The following is a 20615-nucleotide window of genomic DNA, read 5'->3' on the forward strand; positions in this document are numbered from 1 at the left end:
TATTGGCACGAAACGACTATGCGCACTTTGCGAGACATTGATGAGCTACGCAGCATGCTGCGAGATTACCGCCAACGCGGCCAGCGTATTGCCCTGGTGCCCACCATGGGCAACCTGCATGCCGGGCACCTAGCGCTGGTCGCCTGCGCGCGCCAGCACGCCGATATCGTGGTCTCGAGCCTGTTCGTCAATCCCATGCAGTTTGGCCCAGGTGAAGATTTAGACGGCTATCCGCGTACCTTTGATGCCGACCAAGCGCAGCTTATCGAGGCTGGCTGCGACATCCTATTTGCTCCGGCGGTAAGCTCGCTCTACCCCAACGGCTTAGACGCCCAGACCCGCGTGCATGTGCCCGTGGTGGGCGAAGGACTGTGTGGCGGCTCGCGCCCCGGTCATTTTGACGGTGTCTCCACCGTAGTCAGCATGCTGTTTAACCTAGTGCAGCCAGACGTCGCCTGCTTTGGGGAAAAGGATTATCAGCAGCTTGCGGTGATTCGTAAGCTGGTGCGCGATCTGCACATGCCCATCGATATTATCGGCGTGCCTATCGTGCGTGCAGAGGATGGCCTGGCACTATCATCGCGTAACGGCTATTTAAGCACCGAGGAGCGCGCTACTGCCCCTGTACTTTACCAAACGCTGTGTACGTTGCGCGATGCACTGGAGCGCGGCGACGCTATCGAAAAGGTACTACACCAGGGCAAAACCGCACTGTATGATGCGGGCTTTACGCCGGATTACCTGGAGCTACGTGATGCGACGCTCGCCTCGGTCAGCCCAGCGACTCGTCAGGCGGTACTGCTAGCCGCCGCCAAGTTAGGCCCTGCGCGACTAATCGACAACCTCACGATTCAGCTCCCGGCCAGCGCTACTAATGCTATTGGCGAATAAACAAACAACGGGTAATACAGGAACTCACAATGCACACCATTATGCTCAAAGCCAAGCTGCACATGGCGCGCGTCACTCACGCGGTACTCAATTACGAAGGCTCTTGCGCCATCGACGGTGACCTGCTGGATATGGCGGGTATTCGTGAAAATGAGCAGATCCAGATTTACAACGTCGAGAATGGCGAACGCTTCACCACTTACGCTATTCGCGGCGAGGAGGGCTCCAAGCTCATCTCGATCAATGGCGCTGCCGCTCATCTTGCCTCGCCGGGCCATCGCATCATTATCTGCAGCTACGCCCACTACTCAGAGGCAGAACTGGAACACCAGCAGCCTGCGCTGGTGTATCTCCAGGAAGGTAACCACGTCAGCCATACCAGTAATATTATCCCGGTGCAGTTGGCCTAATCTTAGTTTTCCTAATCATAGTTGGCCTAGTCTTAGCGCCTCTACCACTTTCTCCTGATGGGCCACATGTTGGCCCGTTTTTATTTGCCCATAAAGGTTTATTGCCGCAACGCATCACCTTCCCCTATGCTGAAGAGACGGCTGACAGAGCTCGAATAAAAGAGAACGGCTGACAGAGCACGCCTATCGGGCATCTGGCATCAGACTGTCTGTTAATCACTTCAGGAGTCATTTTATGCAAGAAGTAGTCATTGTTGCGGCGCGCCGCACCGCTGTGGGCGCTTTCGGTGGATCCCTCGCAGGTATTCCCGCGAGCGATCTCGGCGCTTTGGTAATCAAAGATATCCTCGCTTCCACCGGCGTTTCTCCCGATCAAGTTGACGAAGTACTGCTGGGCCAGGTGCTCACCGCAGGCGTTGGCCAAAACCCAGCGCGCCAAGCGGCCATCAAAGGCGGCCTGCCAGACTCGGTACCGGCCATGACCATCAACAAAGTGTGTGGCTCAGGTCTTAAAGCGCTACATCTCGCCACTCAGGCCATTCGCTGCGGCGATGCCGAGCTGATTCTGGCAGGCGGTCAGGAAAATATGTCCGCTTCGCCGCACGTACTTCCCAACTCCCGTAACGGCCAGCGTATGGGCGATTGGAAAGCGATTGACTCCATGGTGCATGACGGCTTATGGGACGCTTTCAATAACTACCATATGGGCATCACTGCCGAGAACTTAGCAGAGAAATACGGCATCACCCGAGAAGAGATGGACGAGTTCGCTGCGGCATCGCAGCAAAAAGCCGCGGCGGCGATTAAAGAGGGCAAATTCAAAGGCCAGATCGTGCCGGTTGAAATTCCCCAGCGCAAAGGCGACCCGGTGGTGTTTGATACCGACGAGAATCCTCGCGAAGTTACCGCTGAAAAACTCGGCGGCATGCGCCCCGCGTTTAAGAAAGACGGCACTGTTACCGCCGGTAATGCCTCGGCACTCAACGACGGTGCGGCGATCGTCATGCTCTGCTCCGCCGAGAAAGCCAAACAGTTGGGGCTAGAGCCGCTGGCCCGTATCGCCGCTTATTCCAACGCAGGCGTTGATCCCGCCATCATGGGTATCGGCCCCGCACCGGCTACACGCCGCTGCCTGGAAAAAGCGGGCTGGAGCCTGGACGATCTTGATCTGGTGGAAGCCAATGAAGCGTTTGCCGCCCAGGCGTTGTCAGTTAACAAAGAACTCGGCTGGGATGTCAGCAAGGTCAACGTCAACGGCGGCGCCATTGCCATTGGTCACCCCATCGGTGCCTCCGGCTGTCGCGTACTGGTCACCCTGCTCCACGAAATGATCGCCCGTGATGCTAAAAAAGGCCTCGCCACGCTGTGTATCGGCGGCGGCCAGGGTGTCGCGCTAGCGATTGAGCGTCCTTAATACCCATTGAGGTTGACGCCTAATCAGTGCCCCCGTTACTTACGGGGGCATTTTTTTGACCTGTATTGGGTTAACGTGACTTTTCACCAACGACCTTGGCTGGCGTACTTAGTACCAGCAGCGCGCCCAGCAGGAACAAGCCCGATGCCGCCCACATGGCGATAGGCAGGCTAGTGCTATCAACGATACGCCCGCCGACCATGGCTCCCAGTCCAATCGACATATTGAAGGTAAACGCCATCAACGCCGTGGCGGCTTCGGTATTGGGTGCGGTACGCAAAATCCAGGTTTGAATGCTCACGGATACACTGCCGAACACGGCACCCCAAGCCATGAGCAGCAACACGCCGCTGCTCGGCTGAACGCCCAGTAGTGGGAACACGGCCACAACAATAAGCAGCAGGCTGGGAATCGCCAATACCGCGCGATAGGGGTGCCGTCCGGCGAACATACCCGCCGCAATATTGCCCATAATGCCTGCCGCCCCATAAAGCAGCAGCAGGCTGCCTACATGGCGTTGGGAAATACCGCTGATCTCTTGCAGGATAGGGCTAATAAAGGTGTAGGCAGCAAAGTGCCCCACCACGACAAAGGCTGTGGTTAGCACCGCGACGCGCACCCCACGATTGCTAAACTGCTGCGCCAACACCCGCAGCCGCACCGGCTCCCGAGGGTGCAACGGCGGCAACCAACGCCACAACGCGATGGCCGTTAACAGACTTAGGCCACCCAATGCTCCAAAGGCCACCCGCCAGTTGCTAAGATCCCCCAGCAGCGTGCCCAATGGCACACCCAGTACCGAGGCCGCCGCAACGCCACCGAAAATCATCGTCATGGCTTTAGGCACTTGTGCCTCCGGCACCAGGCGCGGGGCAATGCTGCCCGCCACCGCCCAAAAACCACCAATACTAAGCCCCACTAACACGCGGGCGGCAAGCAACAGGATAAAGCTGCTCGCCAATGCTGAGAGCACACTTCCTGCCACCATCACGGCCATCAATACCGTGAGCATGATGCGCCTATCCAAGCGCCCCACCGCGACCGGTAACAGCGGGGCTGAGAAAGCCGCAACAACGCCGGGCACAGTCACCATTAAGCCCGCCATGCCAGGGGTAACGCCCATCGATGAGGCCACCTGAGACAATAAGCCAATCGGCAGTTGTTCTGCGGTTACCAGTAAAAAAATGCCGATCATCACGGCCACCACCGCCCACCAGCGCGGCGCTTGCTCCTGCTCCATCGCGATTTACTCCCTGATTCTTTAAAGTCCCGACGATCAAACCTTACAAACAACACCGCCCTCGCAGCCATAGGCGACGAGGGCGGTATCAGAAACCTGACTAACGCTTTAAATCATTCTGTTTAAATCGTAGCTTCGGCTTCCGCTGCTTCTGCAGAAAAAGCAGTCTTCTCTTCTTCAGTAATCTCTTTCATCGACAGCTTCACGCGGTTGCGGTTGTCGATATCCAGCACCTTAACGATCACGTCATCGCCTTCGTTCAAGAAGTCGCGAACGTTGTTAACACGCTCGGCAACGATTTGCGAGATATGCACCAGGCCATCGGTACCCGGCATGATATTAACAAACGCGCCGAAGTCAGCAATGCGTACCACTTTACCCATATACAGCTTGCCAATTTCCGCTTCAGCGGTAATCGACAGTACGGTGTCAATGGCGCGCTTGGCGGCGGCTTTATCTTCCGCGTAAATGCGAACGGTGCCGTCATCGTCGAGATCGATTGAAGCGCCGGTGTCTTCGCAGATTTTACGAATCATCGCGCCGCCTTTACCGATCACATCGCGGATCTTGTCGGGATCGATTTTGATCGTCGCCATTGAGGGGGCGTTGTCAGAAACATCGCTACGGCTCTGGCTGATCACGACATTCATTTGCTCAAGAATACTCAGTCGCGCGGTCAGTGCTTGCTGCAGCGCGAGCTCCATAATCTCTTCGTTGATGCCTTCGATCTTGATGTCCATCTGCAGGGCGGTAACACCCTCTTCGGAACCGGCAACTTTAAAGTCCATATCGCCAAGGTGGTCTTCATCACCCAGGATATCGGTCAGTACCGCAAAGCCGTCCGGGTCTTTGACCAGACCCATAGCGATACCGGCAACCGGTGCTTTTAGCGGCACGCCCGCATCCATCAACGCCAGCGAAGAACCACACACAGAGGCCATCGAGCTTGAGCCGTTAGACTCGGTGATTTCCGAAACCACGCGGATGGTGTAGGGGAAAGCGTCTTCAGACGGCAGCATCGCCTGCACGCCACGACGCGCTAAGCGGCCATGGCCGATTTCGCGACGCTTCGGGCCACCCATAAAGCCCGCTTCACCTACCGAATAGGGAGGGAAGTTGTAGTGCAGCATAAAGCGGTCTTTACGCTCGCCTTCGAGTGATTCGATGAGCTGTGAATCACGCAGCGTGCCCAGCGTAGCTACAGCAATCGCCTGGGTCTCACCACGCGTGAAAATCGCGGAGCCATGCGCTTTCGGCAGCACACCAACTTCGATGGCCAGCGGACGAACGGTCTGGTTGTCACGACCATCAATACGCGGCTCGCCTTTAACGACCCGTGAACGTACAACGCGTTTTTCCAGGCCAGCAAAGGCACCTTTCACGTCATCTTTACTGAACTTATCGTTAACCGGTTCGCCTTCATCGGCGGCCAGTTGCTCAATTGCTTGGGCTTTCAATTCAGCTAGTGCGTCTTGGCGAGCCATTTTGTCGGTGATGCGGTAAGCATCGCCCACTTTAGCTTCGAAGGCATCGGCCATAGCGGCTTTAAGCGCCTGGTTCTCTTCGGCGGCCTGCCACTCCCAGCGCGGCTTACCGGCTTCAGCAACCAGTTCGTTAATCGCGCTGATCGCTACCTGCATCTCCTGGTGGCCAAACAGTACGGCACCCAGCATTTCGTCTTCGAGCAGCTCTTTGGCTTCAGACTCAACCATCAGCACGGCTTTTTCAGTACCGGCGACGACCATGTCCAGTTCAGAGGTGGCCAGTTCTTCAACCGTAGGGTTGAGGAAATAGCCTTTCTCTTCGTTAAAACCAACGCGGGCCGCGCCAATCGGGCCACTAAACGGCACGCCAGAGATGCTCAGCGCCGCAGAGGTGCCTAGCAGAGCGGCGATATCCGGATCGTGGTTACGGTCGGTGGAGAGAACGGTACAGACGACCTGCACTTCGTTCATAAAGCCTTTAGGAAAAAGCGGACGGATCGGGCGATCAATCAGCCGCGAGGTCAGCGTCTCTTTCTCAGTAGGGCGCCCTTCGCGCTTGAAGAAGCCGCCAGGAATCTTGCCGACTGCGTAGGTTTTCTCTTGGTAGTGAACCGAGAGAGGGAAAAAGGGTTGGCTCGGATTTGCGTCTTTTCGAGCGACAACGGTACACAGCACGACGGTGTCATCCATGGTAACCATGACAGCGCCGGTAGCTTGGCGAGCAATACGCCCGGTTTCGAGCGTGACGGTACTACGACCGTACTGGAACGTTTTCTTTACCGGATTCACAGCGACTTCCTTCAGCATTATCAATATCTACTTGTCTATTCGTTTAGGTCGTTTTGACTCGTTACCATTCTAGGCGCTGGAGCGCGATAGGGCTACCTGTTCCTTCTTGCCCCCAGCACTATTGAAGTAAACTCGAAACAAAAAAAACGGGCAGCTCACAAGGAGCTGCCCGTTTCGAATCGTTGCCGTTAACGCTTAACGACGCAGACCTAAACGCTGAATCAGGGACTGATAGCGTTCGAAATCTTTACGCTTTAGGTAGTCCAGCAGCTTACGACGCTGGTTAACCATGCGGATCAGACCACGACGAGAGTGGTGATCCTGTTTGTTGGTCTTGAAGTGATCCTGCAGGCCATTAATGTTGGCGCTCAGCAGTGCAACTTGCACTTCAGGGGAACCGGTATCGTTATCGCCGCGGCCGTATTCGGTGACGATCTCGGCCTTCTTCTCAGCGGTTAAAGCCATCTGTCTCTCCAGTAAGCAATATGCCTAAAAATGAATGGTTGAGACCACGCATATTTGCAGTCTCAGGCTACTATTTTTCACTAGCTAGTTTCTTTCCACTAACTATTTTCTTTCCACCAGCTAGTTTCACGCAGACGGCTGCATCCTTGCAACGCGGTTTACGAGATAGCGACGGTACTTAACAGTCGCTTAGGCGCCACTTCCTGGGCACCTTTCACTACGCCAAGGCCGATAAACGTCTCGGCGTAATAAAGTCTAGCTAACGCATCCGGCGCTAACGTGCCGGTCGTCAGATTGGCAGACTGACCATGGGCCAAACGGTTGTGGGCAGCATCGTCTACCGTCAACGACGGTAAATGATCTACCAACACGTCCGCTGGCATTAGCTCAGCTTCCAGTGCCGCTTGGTCGGCCAATGCTTCCAAGGCCTCTAGCGTCCACATCGCGTCAGCTAAAAAGGGCCCCGTTTTGAGCCTTCTTAGTTGACTGATATGCGCGCCACAGCCAAGCACTCGACCAATATCTTCAGCTAACGTGCGGATGTAAGTGCCTTTACTGCAGCTTACTTCCAGCTCAAAAGCAGTGCCTTCAAAAGATAGCAGGCGCGCATCATACACGCTTACTCGCCGGGCTGCACGCTCTACGTGCTTGCCTTCGCGGGCCAACTCGTAAAGTTTTTTACCCTGATGCTTGAGGGCCGAATACATCGGCGGCACTTGGTCAATCTCACCGCGAAAGCGAGTGAGCACCGCTTCCACGTCATCGACGCTTAGGCTGGGAACCGCATGCTGCTCAATCATCGTGCCTTCTGCATCGCCGGTATCGGTGATCACCCCTAGCTCTATCCGGGTGCGATACACCTTGTCGGCTTCCAGCAAGTGCGACGAGAACTTGGTCGCTTCGCCTAGGCAGATCGGCAATAAGCCGGTGGCCATAGGATCTAGCGTGCCGGTGTGCCCAGCTTTTTGAGCCTGGAACAGCCGACGCACACGCTGCAGCGCATGGTTGCTGGAAACGCCCTTGGGTTTATCCAGCAGCAGTACGCCATTGACCGGCAAACCGCGACGTTGACGCGCCACTAGCGAGTTTCCTCACTTTGCTGGGCGTCGCCGTCTTGGTCACTACTGCCTTGGTCACTGTCTTGGCCAGCGCCTTGATAATCGTCATCGTCTTGATAGCGTGCACGATCCGTCGTCACCGCTTCATCAATCAGTGAAGACAGATGTTGACCGCGCACCACGCTTTCATCGAAATGAAAACGTAGCTCCGGCACATGACGTAACTTAATGCGCTTAGCAATCTGGCTTCTTAGAAAACCGGCAGCGCGCTTAAGCACCTGCAGGTTCTCTTTAATACGCTCAGGCTCTTGCTCACCCAACAGCGTGACATAGACGTCGGAGTAGCCAAGATCACGGCTAACAGTGACACCGCTGACCGTGACCATGCCCAAACGTGGGTCTTTCACTTCGCGTTGGATCAGCACCGCCAGCTCCTTTTGGAGCTGGTCGGCTACCCGGTCGGTACGCTTAAATTCGCGCATGTTTAGCTCCTCGCAGCCTTACAGGCTACGCTCGACCTTCACTTGGTCGAAGACTTCGATCTTATCGCCGACTTGGACATCGTTGTAGTTCTTCACGCCGATGCCACACTCCATGCCGTTGCGCACTTCTTGCACATCGTCTTTGAAGCGGCGCAGCGATTCGAGCTCGCCTTCATAGATCACCACGTCATCACGCAACACGCGGATCTTCTTATTACGATGCACGCTGCCTTCAATGACCATACAGCCGGCGATCGCACCAATCTTCGGCGCCCGGAAGACATCGCGCACTTCGGCAATACCGACGATTTCTTCTTTCCACTCAGGTGCGAGCATACCGCTCATCGCCTGTTTGACCTCGTCGATCAGCTGGTAAATAACGCTGTAGTAGCGCAGATCCAGACCTTCACGTTCGATGATTTCACGGGCTGCGGCGTCAGCGCGGACGTTAAAGCCAACCACGATGGCTTCAGAAGCAAGCGCCAAGTTGGCGTCGGTTCCGGTGATACCACCCACGCCGGAGGAAACAACAGCCACTTCCACTTCATCAGTGGAAAGCTCTTCCAGGGCGCCTTTGATCGCTTCCAGCGAGCCTTGCACGTCGGCTTTGAGGACGATGTTGACCTTGGCCACTTCGTCTTGGCCCATCTGGCTGAACATGTTCTCCAGCTTGGCCTTCTGCTGACGCGCCAGGCGCACTTCGCGGTATTTGCCTTGACGGAAGTTGGCCACTTCGCGGGCTTTCTTCTCGTCGGCCACGACCATAAAGTCGTCACCGGCATCCGGCGTACCGCCCAAGCCTTGAATCTCGACCGGCATCGCCGGGCCAACCGCATCGACTTGCTGGGCAAGTTCGTTAGTCAGCGCACGCACGCGGCCGTAGTGCAGGCCAGCAAGGACAATATCGCCCTTTCTCAGCGTACCGTTCTGAACCAGTACGGTAGCGACCGGGCCACGGCCTTTATCAAGGCGTGATTCAACCACAACACCTTTACCCGGCGCGGAAGGCACGGCTTTCAGCTCAAGCACTTCGGAGGCCAGCTGGATCGCTTCCAGCAGCTCTTCCATACCTTCACCTGTCTTAGCAGACACGTGAACAAACTGGGTATCACCGCCCCACTCTTCAGAGATCACGCCGTGCTGGGAAAGCTCATTCTTGATGCGGTCAAGATCGATGCCATCTTTATCAATCTTGTTAACCGCTACCACCATGGGCACTTCGGCAGCTTTAGAGTGCTCAATCGCCTCGATGGTTTGCGGCATAACGCCGTCATCCGCCGCGACGACCAGGATGACCACGTCGGTCGCCTTGGCACCGCGGGCACGCATGGCGGTAAACGCCGCGTGGCCAGGGGTATCCAGGAAGGTAACGCCACCGTGGTTATCTTCCACGTGGTAGGCACCGATATGCTGGGTAATACCACCCGCTTCACCGGTTGCCACCTTCGCTTTACGGATGTAATCGAGCAGCGAGGTCTTACCGTGGTCGACGTGACCCATTACCGTGACAACCGGTGAACGGGTAATCTCTTCGCCTTCGTAGGAGATGCCTTCGAGCATTTCCGTTTCCAGCGCGTCATCTTTAACCAGCTTCGGCGTATGGCCCATCTCTTCCACCACGATCGCAGCCGTATCCTGATCGATGGTTTGGTTGATGGTCACTGCCGCGCCCATGTTAAACATGGCTTTGATCACTTCATTGGCCTTGATCGACATTTTGTCGGCCAATTCCGCCACGCTGATAGATTCAGGGATCGACACTTCACGCACGATCGGCTGAGTCGGCTTCTGGAAAGCGTGCTTGCCATTGCCGGTCTGGTTGCCACCACGGCGACCACCGCGACGCTGCTCGGCACGTTTTACCTTCTTACCGGCGCCACCGCGCTTACGCTCTTCGCGATCACCACGATCGTCATCGTCACGACGGCCCTTGGCCTTCGCCGCAGCAGCCTTCTTAGGCGGCGCAGTACGACGGTCAGAGCGGCCTTCTTTAGGCGGCGCTGGCGGCATATCGTCACCGGACGGCGTATCGTCGATTTCAAGATTCGGCACCGCGACATCAGCTGTCGCTGGCGCTTTGGCTGTTCTAGGCCTTGAATCAATCTCTTTTTTACTACGCGCTGCTTCAGCTTCTTTATTACTACGCTCGGTGGCTTCAGCTACCTGTGCCGCGCGGGCTTTCTTCGCAGCGGCTTTTTCTTCAGCTTCACGCGCATCCGTTACTTTGCGCTCGGCTTCAGCTTCCGCCATATCGCCAACTAACTGACGTGGGCCAGTGTAACTAGGCTCTGCGGCTTTCGGCTTCTCATCTTCAGCGCTTTTGACGTACGTTTTCTTTTTACGTACCTGCACTTCGATGGTTTTGCCACGTTCGCCGGTATTGATACGGCTACGGGTTTTGCGCGTCAACGTGATGCGATTTTTACCCGCTTCAGGGGCATCGCTACCACCATGGCTCTTCTTCAAGAAGCTCAGCAGCTTCTGCTTATCTTCTTCAGATACCGCATCGCTTTCAGAAGCGTGCTTTAAACCAGCTTCTTTCATTTGCTCTAGTAGGCGAGGCACATCACGGCCCACCTTTCCTGCGAAATCTTTAACTGTCATATCTGACATATTGACCCTCCTCAGCCCGTGACCTGTTTACTGTGTGTTCGAATCCGATGCGTCATCGACTTCAAACCAGGGCGCACGGGCAGTCATGATCAGTGCCGCTGCGCGCGCTTCATCCAACTCCTCGATATCGACCAGATCGTCGACAGACTGCTCGGCGAGATCTTCCATGGTGACAATGCCGCGACTGGCCAGAATGAAGGCCAGGTGGCGCTCCATGCCATCCATCTCCAGCAGATCAGCTGCTGGCTGGGCACCGTCTAGCGCTTCTTCCGAGGCAATTGCCATCGTCAGCAGCTCGTCTTTCGCCCGTGCGCGTAGCTGCTCTACTAAATCTTCATCAAACTCTTCGATTTCGAGCATCTCTTCCATCGGCACGTAGGCGACTTCTTCCAGGGTAGTGAACCCCTCTTCCACCAACAGGCGAGCGACGTCTTCATCCACTTCAAGGTGCTGGATGAAGGAGTCCACCAGGCTATCAATCTCTTGATCGCGCTTAGACTCCGCTTCCTCTTCGGTCATTACATTAATGCGCCAGCCGGTGAGTTCAGAGGCCAAACGCACGTTCTGACCGCTCCGACCAATCGCCTGAGCAAGGTTATCTTGCGCCACCGCCACATCCATTGCGTGGGCGTCTTCGTCCACTAGGATAGACCCAACATCGGCAGGCGCCATGGCGTTAATCACCAACTGAGCAGGATTGTCATCCCACAGCACAATATCAACACGCTCGTTTTGCAGCTCCGAAGAGACGGCTTGAACGCGTGAACCGCGCATGCCCACACAGGCACCGACAGGGTCGATGCGGCGGTCATTGGTTTTAACGGCAATTTTAGCCCGTGAACCGGGATCACGAGCAGCACCTTTGATCTCAATCAACTGCTCAGCGATCTCGGGCACTTCAATTTTAAATAGCTCGATGATTAGTTCGGGACACGTCCGCGATAGCTGAAGCTGGGCACCGCGTGCGTCGGGATCCACTTTGACTAGCAGGGCACGTACCCGCTCGTTCATGCGGTAACGCTCACCATGAATCATTTCATTGCGCGGTAAAAACGCCTCGGCGTTTTCGCCCAAATCAATGATCAAGCCATCGCGTGTGGTCTTTTTAACAATGCCAGCCACCAGCTCGCCTTCGCGATCGGCATATTGACGTACCACTTCGGCCCGCTCAGCTTCGCGTACTTTCTGTACGATCACCTGCTTAGCGGTTTGTGCCGCGATACGGCCAAACGACGCATTTTCGATGCTTTTTTCTACCACATCGCCCAATTTAAGCGGTGGATCGCGCTGCTCGGCGATGCTCTCTTTAATTTCATAATCTGGCGTTTCGAATTCGTCATCTTCCACAACCGTCCAGGTGCGGAAAGTTTCGTATTCGCCAGTGCGACGGTCAATATGCACGCGCACATTGGCTTCTTCTCTTTCAAAACGCTTGCGTGACGCGCTCGCAAGAGCGGCTTCGACCGCTTCGAAGATGACATCACGCGGGACGCCCTTCTCATTGGAGATCGCGTCAACGACCATTAATATTTCTTTACTCATGCGTATGCCTCGCCAGAAAACCTATCCTTATGTGCATCACCCCGGCAGCCTGCCGGCAGCGCCGCCACTCGGTCAATCGTCGAACTGCGGTACAATGTGAGCAGAATCAATACTCTCAATTGGAAAGCAGTACTCTTCGCCATCCAGTTGCAGCAGTACTTCATCCCCCTCAACACCGACCAGAAGCCCTTGATACTTGCGCCGCCCGTCAAAGGCTGTACGCAGTTTCAGCGCGACGTGATGACCTTGAAAGCGGGTAAACTGATCCAGGGAATACAAGGGACGTGCCATGCCCGGCGAGGAGACTTCCAACCGGTACTCACCGGCGATGGGGTCTTCTACATCCATGACAGCACTGACTTGGCGACTAATATCTGCGCAGTCTTCCACGCTGACACCACTCTCGCGCTCGATATAGATCACCAGCCGCGAATTTTTGCCCTGGGAAAGATGGTCGATGCCCCATAGCTCAAAGCCCATGGCAGCAACAACAGGTTCGATCAGCGCGTGAAGCGCAGCGTGTTTAGTGGCCACAGACAAAGCTCCTATAGCCGTTGCATCAGGCACCTGGCCAGGAGTTATTAGAAAAGCTAGGTGGCTGATTGGCGTTACTCGGGAATGTGTCTCCGGTTATCCGGACGACATCCGCTATTAAGATATTCTTGCTAGCCAAAAGCTGCTAACAAAAAGCCCCTTCACTGGAAGGGGCTTTTTAAAAGAAACCTTGGTTACCTTTTCTTAAGTACCATTACAAGTACAATATTAGCAACATGTAGCAGGCTGCACCTGTAAAACTGGTTATTTTCTGACTCTCATCAAAGAAAACAATCCATCACATGCTACTAAAAAATGGTAGCGGGGACCGGATTTGAACCGATGACCTTCGGGTTATGAGCCCGACGAGCTACCAGACTGCTCCACCCCGCATCAATCTAGGTCGACGATAATAGACACTAAAGCTACTTACGTCAAGAACTACTTGCTTCAAGAACTACTGGCTTCAGAAACGACTTACTGAAAAAAGCCACTTACTTAAAGCTGTCTTTTTCGTCTCAGGTGCCAAACTTGGCATTCTGGTAACAAAAAACACTCTGGGAAGCTGGCAAGCCAGCAAAACAGATGGTGCCGAAGGCGGGACTTGAACCCGCACGACCATACGGTCACTACCCCCTCAAGATAGCGTGTCTACCAATTCCACCACTTCGGCATCAGGGGAGGCTAAAGAAACGTTATCTGTCTAAACAACGAGACTACTTACTCGCTGCTTTCCTCTAGCACTGGCGCGGTATTATCCACATCCGCAGGCCTGTCGTCAAGCGTAGGGATGCTTTGCTGCTGCTCGATCAGACGCGAATCGGGGATGCCCGCTTCGGGTGCCTGGCCTGCCTGGGTGGCAAAATAAGCCAGCGCCATCGAGGTGACGAAAAAACCCGCCGCCAAAATAGCTGTTGTACGCGACAAAAAGTTACCACTGCCCCGCGATCCAAACACTGTTTGTGATGCACCACCCCCGAAAGCCGCACCGGCTTCGGCACCTTTACCCTGCTGAAGCAGGATGAGTACCACCAGGGCGACCGCAATCACCACATGAATCATAAGAATTGCAACTTGCATGGCGTTATCCTGCTGACTGACAAATGGCATAAAAATCATCGATCTTGAGTGAGGCTCCGCCCACTAGACCGCCGTCGATATCTGGCTGAGCGAGCAGCTCAGCCGCATTGCTTGCGTTCATACTGCCGCCGTAAAGCAAACGCAGTTGTTCAGCGAGCCCCTTATCGAAACCCGCCTGATAGGCGCGAATGCCTGCCATAACGTCCTGGGCTTGCTCAGGACTAGCCGTGCGCCCAGTGCCAATTGCCCAAACGGGCTCATAGGCAATCACAACTTGCTTGCGCTGATCGGGCTCTAAGCGGGACATTACATAGCCCACTTGACGAAGCACCACATCCATCGTGCGACCTGCGTCACGCTCTTCAAGAGACTCACCCACACACAGGATCGGTTTGAGATCGACACTTAACGCTGCCAATAGACGCGCGAAAATTTGTTCATCGCTCTCTTTATAGAGCTGGCGTCGTTCGGAGTGGCCCACCAATACATAAGAGACCGCAAACTCTTTTAGCATGCGGCCACTTACTTCACCGGTATGCGCCCCAGAGTGAATGGGATTCAACGTTTGTGCGCCTAATGACAGCACCGTACCTTCAAACGCATGGCGCGCCGCATCCAAATAAGGGAACGGCGGAATAATAACCACATCCACGTTCGCTGGCGATACGGCGGCGGAGAAGGCTTGGCCGAATTCATTGATCAATGCCACGGAACCGTTCATTTTCCAGTTACCGGCAATTAAAGGCGTACGCATCGACTCTCCTCACTCAAGGTGGAGCGAAATGGTATAGGAGCGGCCTTGTCAAGACAACCGCTGTTGTAAATACACGTCTAGTTTAATGAACCGGCTTACGATGCCAATTCGTTGTGTCCACTTATTGAATTAATGCCTGGACCTGATCTGCCAAACCACGCGCTAATTGATCGACATCTAAATGGGCACGCCCCTCCACCATCACACGAATCAATGGTTCAGTGCCTGACGGGCGTAGCAACACTCGGCCCTCATCGCCCAACTCATGCTCTAACGCGGCGACTGCCTGCTGAAGTGGCGAAGATGCCATTACTTCTTTTGCGCTGGCGCTGGCAGGCAAACGCACATTTACCAGTGCCTGCGGTACTTTCTCAAGATCCCTCAACAGGATCGGAAGGCTCTTCTGCTCGCGCATCATCAGCGCGAGCACCTGCAGCGCAGAGACGACGCCGTCACCGGTGGTCTGCACATGGCCGCAAACAATATGCCCCGATGACTCGCCGCCTAGCTCCCAACCATTGGCAGCCATGCGCTCCATCACAAAGCGGTCACCCACTTTGGCTCGCTCAAAAGGAATCCCCAGCTTATCAAGCGCCATCGATAAGCCAAAATTGGACATTAGCGTGCCAACCACGCCGCCTTGCAGCAAACCACGTTCGTGGCGGTCGCGGGCAATCAGATACAGGATATCGTCGCCGTCGACTTCACGCCCATCGCCATCAACCAGCAGCACGCGGTCGCCATCGCCATCAAAGGCGATTCCCAAATCTGCATTTTGCTGAATAACGGCAGCACGCAGAGCCGCGGGGTGCGTTGAGCCCACCTGCTGGTTAATATTTAACCCATCAGGCGAGGCACCAATGGTCGTCACGTCAGCCCCCAGCTCGCGAAACACGTTGGGCGCAATATGGTAAGTAGCACCGTGAGCACAATCCAGCACGATTTTGAGGCCGTGCAGGCTCAGCCGATCAGGCAGTGTCGATTTGCAAAACTCAATATAACGGCCTGCGGCGTCGTCAATGCGGGTTGCTTTACCTAACTGTGCGGCTTCCGCGGTGGTCAGCGGCGCCTCTAACATTGCCTCGATACGGTCTTCCGTCTCATCGGGGAGCTTTTTGCCCTCGGCGGAGAAAAACTTGATGCCATTATCGTCAAACGGGTTATGCGATGCCGAAATGACGATGCCCGCATCGGCACGAAACGTCCGCGTTAAGTAGGCAATCCCAGGCGTGGGCATAGGCCCCAGCAATGATACATCGACACCCGCCGCGGAAAGCCCTGCCTCTAAGGCGGATTCAAACATATAGCCAGAGATCCGTGTATCTTTGCCGATCAACACTCGAGTCCGGCCTTTCTCACGGCGCAGCACCTGGCCCGCCGCCCAGCCCAGCTTGAGCATAAAGTCAGCGGTAATCGGTGACTTACCCACCGTGCCGCGAATCCCATCCGTCCCGAAATAGCGTCTTGTCATGCGTCAAACTCCTTGTTAAGCGGCGGCTCGCAGCCTTCTTGTAGTACCGCCCACGCCATATTGACTGCATCTACCGTTGCAGCCACATCATGCACGCGCAGAATATTCGCGCCACGCTCCACCGCCATGGCAGCGAGCGCTAAACCACCGCTAAGGCGCTCCTCCACTGGGCGGCCCAACACCTTGCCAATCATACTTTTACGCGACATACCCACTAACAATGGAAGCTCCAACGACTGTAGAGACTCCATATATTTAAGTAAGCGTAGATTGTGTTCGACGGTTTTGCCGAAGCCAAAGCCAGGGTCTATCAATAGGCGATTGCGGCGTAAACCGGCCGCCTCGCATTCGGCCACCCGACGCGCTAGATAGTCAGCCACCTCTTCCTCAATAGGGCGCTGATAGGCGGGCGATTGCTGCATATCTTGCGGCTCGCCCTGACGATGCATCAAACAGACGGGGAGACCACTGCCCACCGCGGCCAACAGCGCACCCTCCCGCTCAAGGGCGCGCACATCGTTAATCATTCCAGCACCCAGCTCACTCGCCTCGCGTATGACCGCCGGGCAGCTAGTATCCACCGACACTAACGCATCCAGCTCGCGCACCAAGACTTCCACCACCGGCGCCACCCGATCCAACTCTTCCTGGGGGCTAACCGGTGTCGCCCCGGGGCGGGTCGACTCGCCACCGACGTCTATCATCGCCGCCCCTTCAGCCAGCATCCGTTCGGCGTGGCGCAAAGCATCATCCAATGCCACGTGCTGTCCGCCATCGGAAAAAGAGTCCGGCGTCACATTAAGTATGCCCATCACCCGGGGAAAGGAGAGGTCTAGCAAATGGCGCCCGCAACGCAGCTGGAATGCATTTTCTGCGGTTCGTGTAGAGGACGTGTCCAGAATTGATTTCATGCTGCAGCCTGATCAAGAAAATAAACATTGCAGTGGTATGTACACAGCATAACAAAAAAGGCGCCCCTGACGGGGCGCCTTTTGCTCATTCGGCAGTGCTGGCTGTTATGGGCCTGCGGGACCGCCTAGCGGGTCTGAGGGGCGGCGACGCGGCTCATCGTCGTCCTCTTCACCATCATTTCCAGAAGCGTTAGAAGAAGCGTCATCTTCGGCCTTCACCTGCGGCTTGTCATCGTTGACAGGCGTGCCGCCACCGGGCGAGTCTCCATCATCCCAGCCTTCCGGCGGGCGTGGGTCACGGCCTTCCATGATGTCCTTCAGCTGCGCGGCATCAATGGTCTCGTACTTCATCAAGGCTTCTGCCATGGCATCAAGCTTATCGCGATTGTCGGTCAGGATTTGACGCGCCTGCTCGTAGCAATCGTCGATGATTTTGCGAACTTCCTTATCAAGGCGCGTGGTGGTATCACCTGACTTCATCTTGCCGCCACCCTGGCCCGGGCCGCCGAGGAACTGATGAGACTCGTCCTCGTCGTACATGATCGGGCCCATTTCGTCCGACAAGCCCCACTTGGCAACCATGTTGTGGGCCAGCTCGGTAGCACGCTTAATGTCGTTGGAGGCACCGGTAGTGACACCGTTAGGGCCTAGAGTCATCTCTTCCGCAATACGACCGCCAAACAGTGAGCAGATTTGCCCCAGAATTTGCTGCTTCGACAGGCTGTAACGATCCTCTTCCGGCAGGAACATGGTGACACCCAGCGCACGACCACGCGGAATAATCGTTACTTTATAGACCGGGTCATGGGAAGGCACGACCAAGCCGATAATGGCGTGACCAGACTCATGGTAAGCCGTGTTGAGCTTCTCTTTATCGGTCATGACCATCGATTTGCGCTCAGCGCCCATCATGATCTTGTCCTTCGCGAGCTCAAGCTCTTCCATGCTCACCAGACGCTTATTACGACGGGCTGCAAACAGTGCCGATTCGTTCACCAGATTGGCTAGATCCGCGCCGGAGAAGCCAGGCGTACCGCGCGCAATCAACTGCGGTTTGACGTCATCCGCCAGCGGCACTTTGCGCAGGTGAACACCCAAAATGTGCTCACGACCACGAATATCCGGCAAGCCGACCGTTACCTGACGGTCAAAACGGCCCGGACGCATCAGCGCTGGGTCGAGTACATCAGGACGGTTGGTCGCGGCGATAACAATGACACCTTCGTTGGCTTCAAAGCCATCCATCTCAACCAGCAGTTGGTTCAACGTCTGTTCGCGCTCGTCGTTACCACCGCCCATACCAGTGCCACGCGAGCGACCAACCGCGTCGATTTCATCAATAAAGATAATGCAAGGCGCCTGCTTCTTGGCCTGTTCGAACATATCGCGCACACGGGATGCACCGACACCGACAAACATTTCAACGAAATCAGAACCTGAAATCGAGAAGAACGGCACTTTAGCTTCGCCTGCAATCGACTTGGCTAACAGCGTTTTACCGGTACCTGGCGGCCCCACCATCAACACGCCGCGTGGGATGGTGCCACCCAAGCGTTGAAATTTGGTCGGATCACGTAGGAAGTCGACTAGCTCTTCTACTTCTTCCTTGGCTTCATCACAGCCCGCCACATCGGCAAACGTCGTTTTGATCTGATCTTGAGAGAGCAGCTTGGCCTTCGATTTACCAAAGCTCATCGGGCCGCCTTTACCACCACCGGCTCCGCCCTGCATTTGGCGCATGAAGAACATGAAGATGCCCAAAATTAGCAGAATCGGGAAACTGGCAATCAGCAGCCGCGTCCAGATACTTTGCTGTTCTGGCTCCTTGCCCACTACTGTCACGTTGTTGCTCAACAGATCGTCCATCAGCTTGGGATCTTCCGCCGAGGGGCGGATGGTCTGGAACTGAGAGCCGTCCGTGCGCTCACCCGTGATGGTATAGCCATCAATGGTCACGCTACGCACCTGTTGATTTTGCACCTGCTGCACAAACTGGGAATAGTTGGTGTTTTGCGGTGCACTTTCGGTACTGAAATTGTTGAACACTGTCAGTAGGACGGCCGCGATGACCAACCACAGAATCAGGTTCTTCGCCATATCGTTCAAGGGGCTACCCTCATTACAAGAATCTGTCAGTTAAACCCTGATGCTTAATAAAGCCTTCTACTAATTCGCTTAGTAATACGACATTACATCAGCATCAAGCGTTCAACCATTGCCAAAGCGTCTTATGCCTCGGGCCATCTGTGTCACGCGCACTTATGGCGACTAATGTGACACACGTTGCGCTTGCCTGTCTGGCAATCGCGCTGATAAATCTTGGCTATTAACCACGCCAGCAACTGCTGAACCAGCCTAACCAGTTACCCGCGAAACCCTTCGGCCAGGAAATAAACTTCCCGGGAGCGTGCCCGAGAAGCATCCGGCTTACGAGTCACCACTTTGCTAAAGCTGCCACGCAGCTCTTTCAAATAGGCGTCAAACCCTTCCCCCTGGAATACTTTAGCTAAAAATCGACCACCAGGTGACAACGTTTCGCGCGCGAGTTCTAACGCAAGCTCCACTAAGTACATCGCCTGAGGCTGATCAATCGCCGCCATACCACTCATATTGGGGGCCATATCCGACATCACAAGGTCTACACGGCGATTATCTAGGCGTTTCAGTATCGCCTCTAGCACTGCCTCTTCAGTGAAATCACCCTGGATAAAGTCTACACCGGCCAGCGCATCCATCTCTAAAATATCAGAGGCAATCACCACACCTTCAGGCCCCACCCTCTCCGCAGCGATTTGACTCCACCCGCCAGGCGCTGCGCCCAGATCAATCACCGTCATACCCGGGCGCAGCAGTTTATCCTTTTCATCCAACTCGATCAGCTTATAGCTGGCGCGGGAGCGGTAGCCATCTTGCCAGCTCTGCTTCACGTACTGGTCGTCGAAATGCTCTTTCTTCCAGTTATTGCTGGTCTTGCTGACGGAATGTTTTCGATTTGGGGGCTTTTGCTGCATGTAGGAATCTAACACTGGAATAAGAGATGGGCGCATTCACGCGATCGCTTTCACTCGGTGACGTTTCACCGTAAGATGGAGCGTTAAGCGCTAACCGGGATACCGCAAGATACCATGAGCTTGTCACAGGCACAAAAGAAAGCATTTCGTAGCATTGGCCACCATCTTAACCCAGTGGTCACCGTTTCTGAGAACGGCGTCTCCGAAAATTTGCTCGCAGAACTTAACCGCGCACTCACCGATCACGAACTGATCAAAGTGAAACTCGCCCTTCCTGAGCGTGACGATCGTGCGGCGATCATCGCCGAACTGACCGCCAACAGCCGTGCCGACCTGGTGCAAACCATTGGCAAAATGGCGCTGCTCTACCGTAGAAACCCGCAGGTGAACCCGAAGCTTTCTAATGTTACCCGCTTTGAGAACCACCACGGCCGGTACTAACCGCTAGACGGAACTCGCGTTAAAT

The 20615-nt window shown here is 55.2% G+C and carries 18 protein-coding genes and 2 tRNA genes; 4 read left to right on the forward strand and 16 right to left on the reverse strand.

Annotated elements, in window-relative coordinates:
- The first annotated feature begins 18 nt into the window (after positions 1 to 18).
- From panC to A6R74_RS13070, 3 genes are all read left to right on the forward strand, one after another.
- Positions 19 to 891 carry a pantoate--beta-alanine ligase gene (gene panC, locus A6R74_RS13060; RefSeq protein WP_064234906.1) on the forward strand — a complete coding sequence of 291 codons (873 nt, stop codon included), beginning with the start codon at positions 19 to 21 and terminating at the stop codon, positions 889 to 891.
- 29 nt (positions 892 to 920) lie between these two features.
- A complete protein-coding gene (gene panD, locus A6R74_RS13065; protein ID WP_064234907.1) occupies positions 921 to 1301 on the forward strand; it encodes an aspartate 1-decarboxylase in 381 nt (126 codons plus the stop codon).
- A 235-nt stretch (positions 1302 to 1536) separates the two neighbouring features.
- On the forward strand, positions 1537 to 2715 hold the full coding sequence (locus tag A6R74_RS13070; protein WP_064234908.1) for an acetyl-CoA C-acetyltransferase: 1179 nt from the start codon (positions 1537 to 1539) through the stop codon (positions 2713 to 2715).
- Positions 2716 to 2785: 70 nt separating this feature from the next.
- Here A6R74_RS13070 and A6R74_RS13075 read toward each other — a convergent pair whose 3' ends face one another.
- From A6R74_RS13075 to rlmE, 16 genes are all read right to left on the reverse strand, one after another.
- The gene (locus A6R74_RS13075; RefSeq protein WP_064234910.1) at positions 2786 to 3955 is read right to left on the reverse strand and encodes an MFS transporter; all 1170 of its coding nucleotides are present in this window, start codon (positions 3953 to 3955) and stop codon (positions 2786 to 2788) included.
- A 122-nt stretch (positions 3956 to 4077) separates the two neighbouring features.
- Entirely contained in the window at positions 4078 to 6246 is a 2169-nt protein-coding gene (gene pnp, locus A6R74_RS13080; RefSeq protein ID WP_064234913.1) for a polyribonucleotide nucleotidyltransferase, read from the reverse strand.
- Positions 6247 to 6423: 177 nt separating this feature from the next.
- A complete protein-coding gene (gene rpsO, locus A6R74_RS13085; protein WP_007111823.1) occupies positions 6424 to 6693 on the reverse strand; it encodes a 30S ribosomal protein S15 in 270 nt (89 codons plus the stop codon).
- Between the two features lie 158 nt (positions 6694 to 6851).
- A complete protein-coding gene (truB, locus tag A6R74_RS13090; RefSeq protein ID WP_064234915.1) occupies positions 6852 to 7772 on the reverse strand; it encodes a tRNA pseudouridine(55) synthase TruB in 921 nt (306 codons plus the stop codon).
- Positions 7772 to 8233 (reverse strand): 30S ribosome-binding factor RbfA, encoded by a 462-nt coding sequence (rbfA, locus tag A6R74_RS13095; protein ID WP_064234918.1) that lies wholly within the window; start codon positions 8231 to 8233, stop codon positions 7772 to 7774. The genes truB and rbfA overlap by 1 nt, the downstream gene beginning before the upstream one ends.
- Before the next feature lie 18 nt (positions 8234 to 8251).
- On the reverse strand, positions 8252 to 10846 hold the full coding sequence (infB, locus tag A6R74_RS13100) for a translation initiation factor IF-2 (protein WP_064234919.1): 2595 nt from the start codon (positions 10844 to 10846) through the stop codon (positions 8252 to 8254).
- 27 nt (positions 10847 to 10873) lie between these two features.
- Positions 10874 to 12388 carry a transcription termination factor NusA gene (gene nusA, locus A6R74_RS13105; RefSeq protein ID WP_064234921.1) on the reverse strand — a complete coding sequence of 505 codons (1515 nt, stop codon included), beginning with the start codon at positions 12386 to 12388 and terminating at the stop codon, positions 10874 to 10876.
- Between the two features lie 72 nt (positions 12389 to 12460).
- The gene (gene rimP, locus A6R74_RS13110; protein ID WP_007111828.1) at positions 12461 to 12922 is read right to left on the reverse strand and encodes a ribosome maturation factor RimP; all 462 of its coding nucleotides are present in this window, start codon (positions 12920 to 12922) and stop codon (positions 12461 to 12463) included.
- Between the two features lie 316 nt (positions 12923 to 13238).
- Positions 13239 to 13315: transfer RNA gene (locus A6R74_RS13115), tRNA-Met, on the reverse strand.
- 193 nt (positions 13316 to 13508) lie between these two features.
- Positions 13509 to 13595 (reverse strand) — tRNA-Leu (locus A6R74_RS13120).
- Between the two features lie 47 nt (positions 13596 to 13642).
- Positions 13643 to 14002 (reverse strand): preprotein translocase subunit SecG, encoded by a 360-nt coding sequence (gene secG / locus A6R74_RS13125; RefSeq protein ID WP_064234924.1) that lies wholly within the window; start codon positions 14000 to 14002, stop codon positions 13643 to 13645.
- Between the two features lie 4 nt (positions 14003 to 14006).
- Positions 14007 to 14756: a triose-phosphate isomerase gene (gene tpiA, locus A6R74_RS13130; protein ID WP_064234926.1), complete on the reverse strand. Its 750-nt coding sequence runs from the start codon at positions 14754 to 14756 to the stop codon at positions 14007 to 14009.
- 121 nt (positions 14757 to 14877) lie between these two features.
- A complete protein-coding gene (gene glmM / locus A6R74_RS13135; RefSeq protein WP_064234928.1) occupies positions 14878 to 16227 on the reverse strand; it encodes a phosphoglucosamine mutase in 1350 nt (449 codons plus the stop codon).
- Positions 16224 to 17138 carry a dihydropteroate synthase gene (gene folP, locus A6R74_RS13140; protein ID WP_064234931.1) on the reverse strand — a complete coding sequence of 305 codons (915 nt, stop codon included), beginning with the start codon at positions 17136 to 17138 and terminating at the stop codon, positions 16224 to 16226. The genes glmM and folP overlap by 4 nt, the downstream gene beginning before the upstream one ends.
- A gap of 105 nt (positions 17139 to 17243) precedes the next feature.
- Positions 17244 to 19244 carry an ATP-dependent zinc metalloprotease FtsH gene (gene ftsH, locus A6R74_RS13145; protein WP_064234933.1) on the reverse strand — a complete coding sequence of 667 codons (2001 nt, stop codon included), beginning with the start codon at positions 19242 to 19244 and terminating at the stop codon, positions 17244 to 17246.
- A 257-nt stretch (positions 19245 to 19501) separates the two neighbouring features.
- Complete coding sequence (gene rlmE / locus A6R74_RS13150; RefSeq protein ID WP_035582941.1) at positions 19502 to 20149, reverse strand: 23S rRNA (uridine(2552)-2'-O)-methyltransferase RlmE; 648 nt, start codon at positions 20147 to 20149, stop codon at positions 19502 to 19504.
- Between the two features lie 114 nt (positions 20150 to 20263).
- Here rlmE and yhbY point away from each other — a divergent pair, with 114 nt between their 5' ends.
- Positions 20264 to 20590 carry a ribosome assembly RNA-binding protein YhbY gene (gene yhbY / locus A6R74_RS13155; RefSeq protein ID WP_064234936.1) on the forward strand — a complete coding sequence of 109 codons (327 nt, stop codon included), beginning with the start codon at positions 20264 to 20266 and terminating at the stop codon, positions 20588 to 20590.
- Positions 20591 to 20615: the final 25 nt, after the last annotated feature.

The sequence above is a fragment of the Halomonas sp. ALS9 genome (genome assembly GCF_001651035.1).
Classification (GTDB): domain Bacteria; phylum Pseudomonadota; class Gammaproteobacteria; order Pseudomonadales; family Halomonadaceae; genus Vreelandella.

Coding starts and splice junctions, on each gene's coding strand:
- panC (WP_064234906.1), top strand. CDS start 19: ATGCGCACTTTGCGAGACATTGATGAGCTACGCAGCATGCTGCGAGAT.
- panD (WP_064234907.1), top strand. CDS start 921: ATGCACACCATTATGCTCAAAGCCAAGCTGCACATGGCGCGCGTCACT.
- A6R74_RS13070 (WP_064234908.1), top strand. CDS start 1,537: ATGCAAGAAGTAGTCATTGTTGCGGCGCGCCGCACCGCTGTGGGCGCT.
- A6R74_RS13075 (WP_064234910.1), bottom strand. CDS start 3,955: ATGGAGCAGGAGCAAGCGCCGCGCTGGTGGGCGGTGGTGGCCGTGATG.
- pnp (WP_064234913.1), bottom strand. CDS start 6,246: ATGCTGAAGGAAGTCGCTGTGAATCCGGTAAAGAAAACGTTCCAGTAC.
- rpsO (WP_007111823.1), bottom strand. CDS start 6,693: ATGGCTTTAACCGCTGAGAAGAAGGCCGAGATCGTCACCGAATACGGC.
- rbfA (WP_064234918.1), bottom strand. CDS start 8,233: ATGCGCGAATTTAAGCGTACCGACCGGGTAGCCGACCAGCTCCAAAAG.
- infB (WP_064234919.1), bottom strand. CDS start 10,846: ATGTCAGATATGACAGTTAAAGATTTCGCAGGAAAGGTGGGCCGTGAT.
- nusA (WP_064234921.1), bottom strand. CDS start 12,388: ATGAGTAAAGAAATATTAATGGTCGTTGACGCGATCTCCAATGAGAAG.
- secG (WP_064234924.1), bottom strand. CDS start 14,002: ATGCAAGTTGCAATTCTTATGATTCATGTGGTGATTGCGGTCGCCCTG.
- tpiA (WP_064234926.1), bottom strand. CDS start 14,756: ATGCGTACGCCTTTAATTGCCGGTAACTGGAAAATGAACGGTTCCGTG.
- glmM (WP_064234928.1), bottom strand. CDS start 16,227: ATGACAAGACGCTATTTCGGGACGGATGGGATTCGCGGCACGGTGGGT.
- folP (WP_064234931.1), bottom strand. CDS start 17,138: ATGAAATCAATTCTGGACACGTCCTCTACACGAACCGCAGAAAATGCA.
- rlmE (WP_035582941.1), bottom strand. CDS start 20,149: ATGCAGCAAAAGCCCCCAAATCGAAAACATTCCGTCAGCAAGACCAGC.
- yhbY (WP_064234936.1), top strand. CDS start 20,264: ATGAGCTTGTCACAGGCACAAAAGAAAGCATTTCGTAGCATTGGCCAC.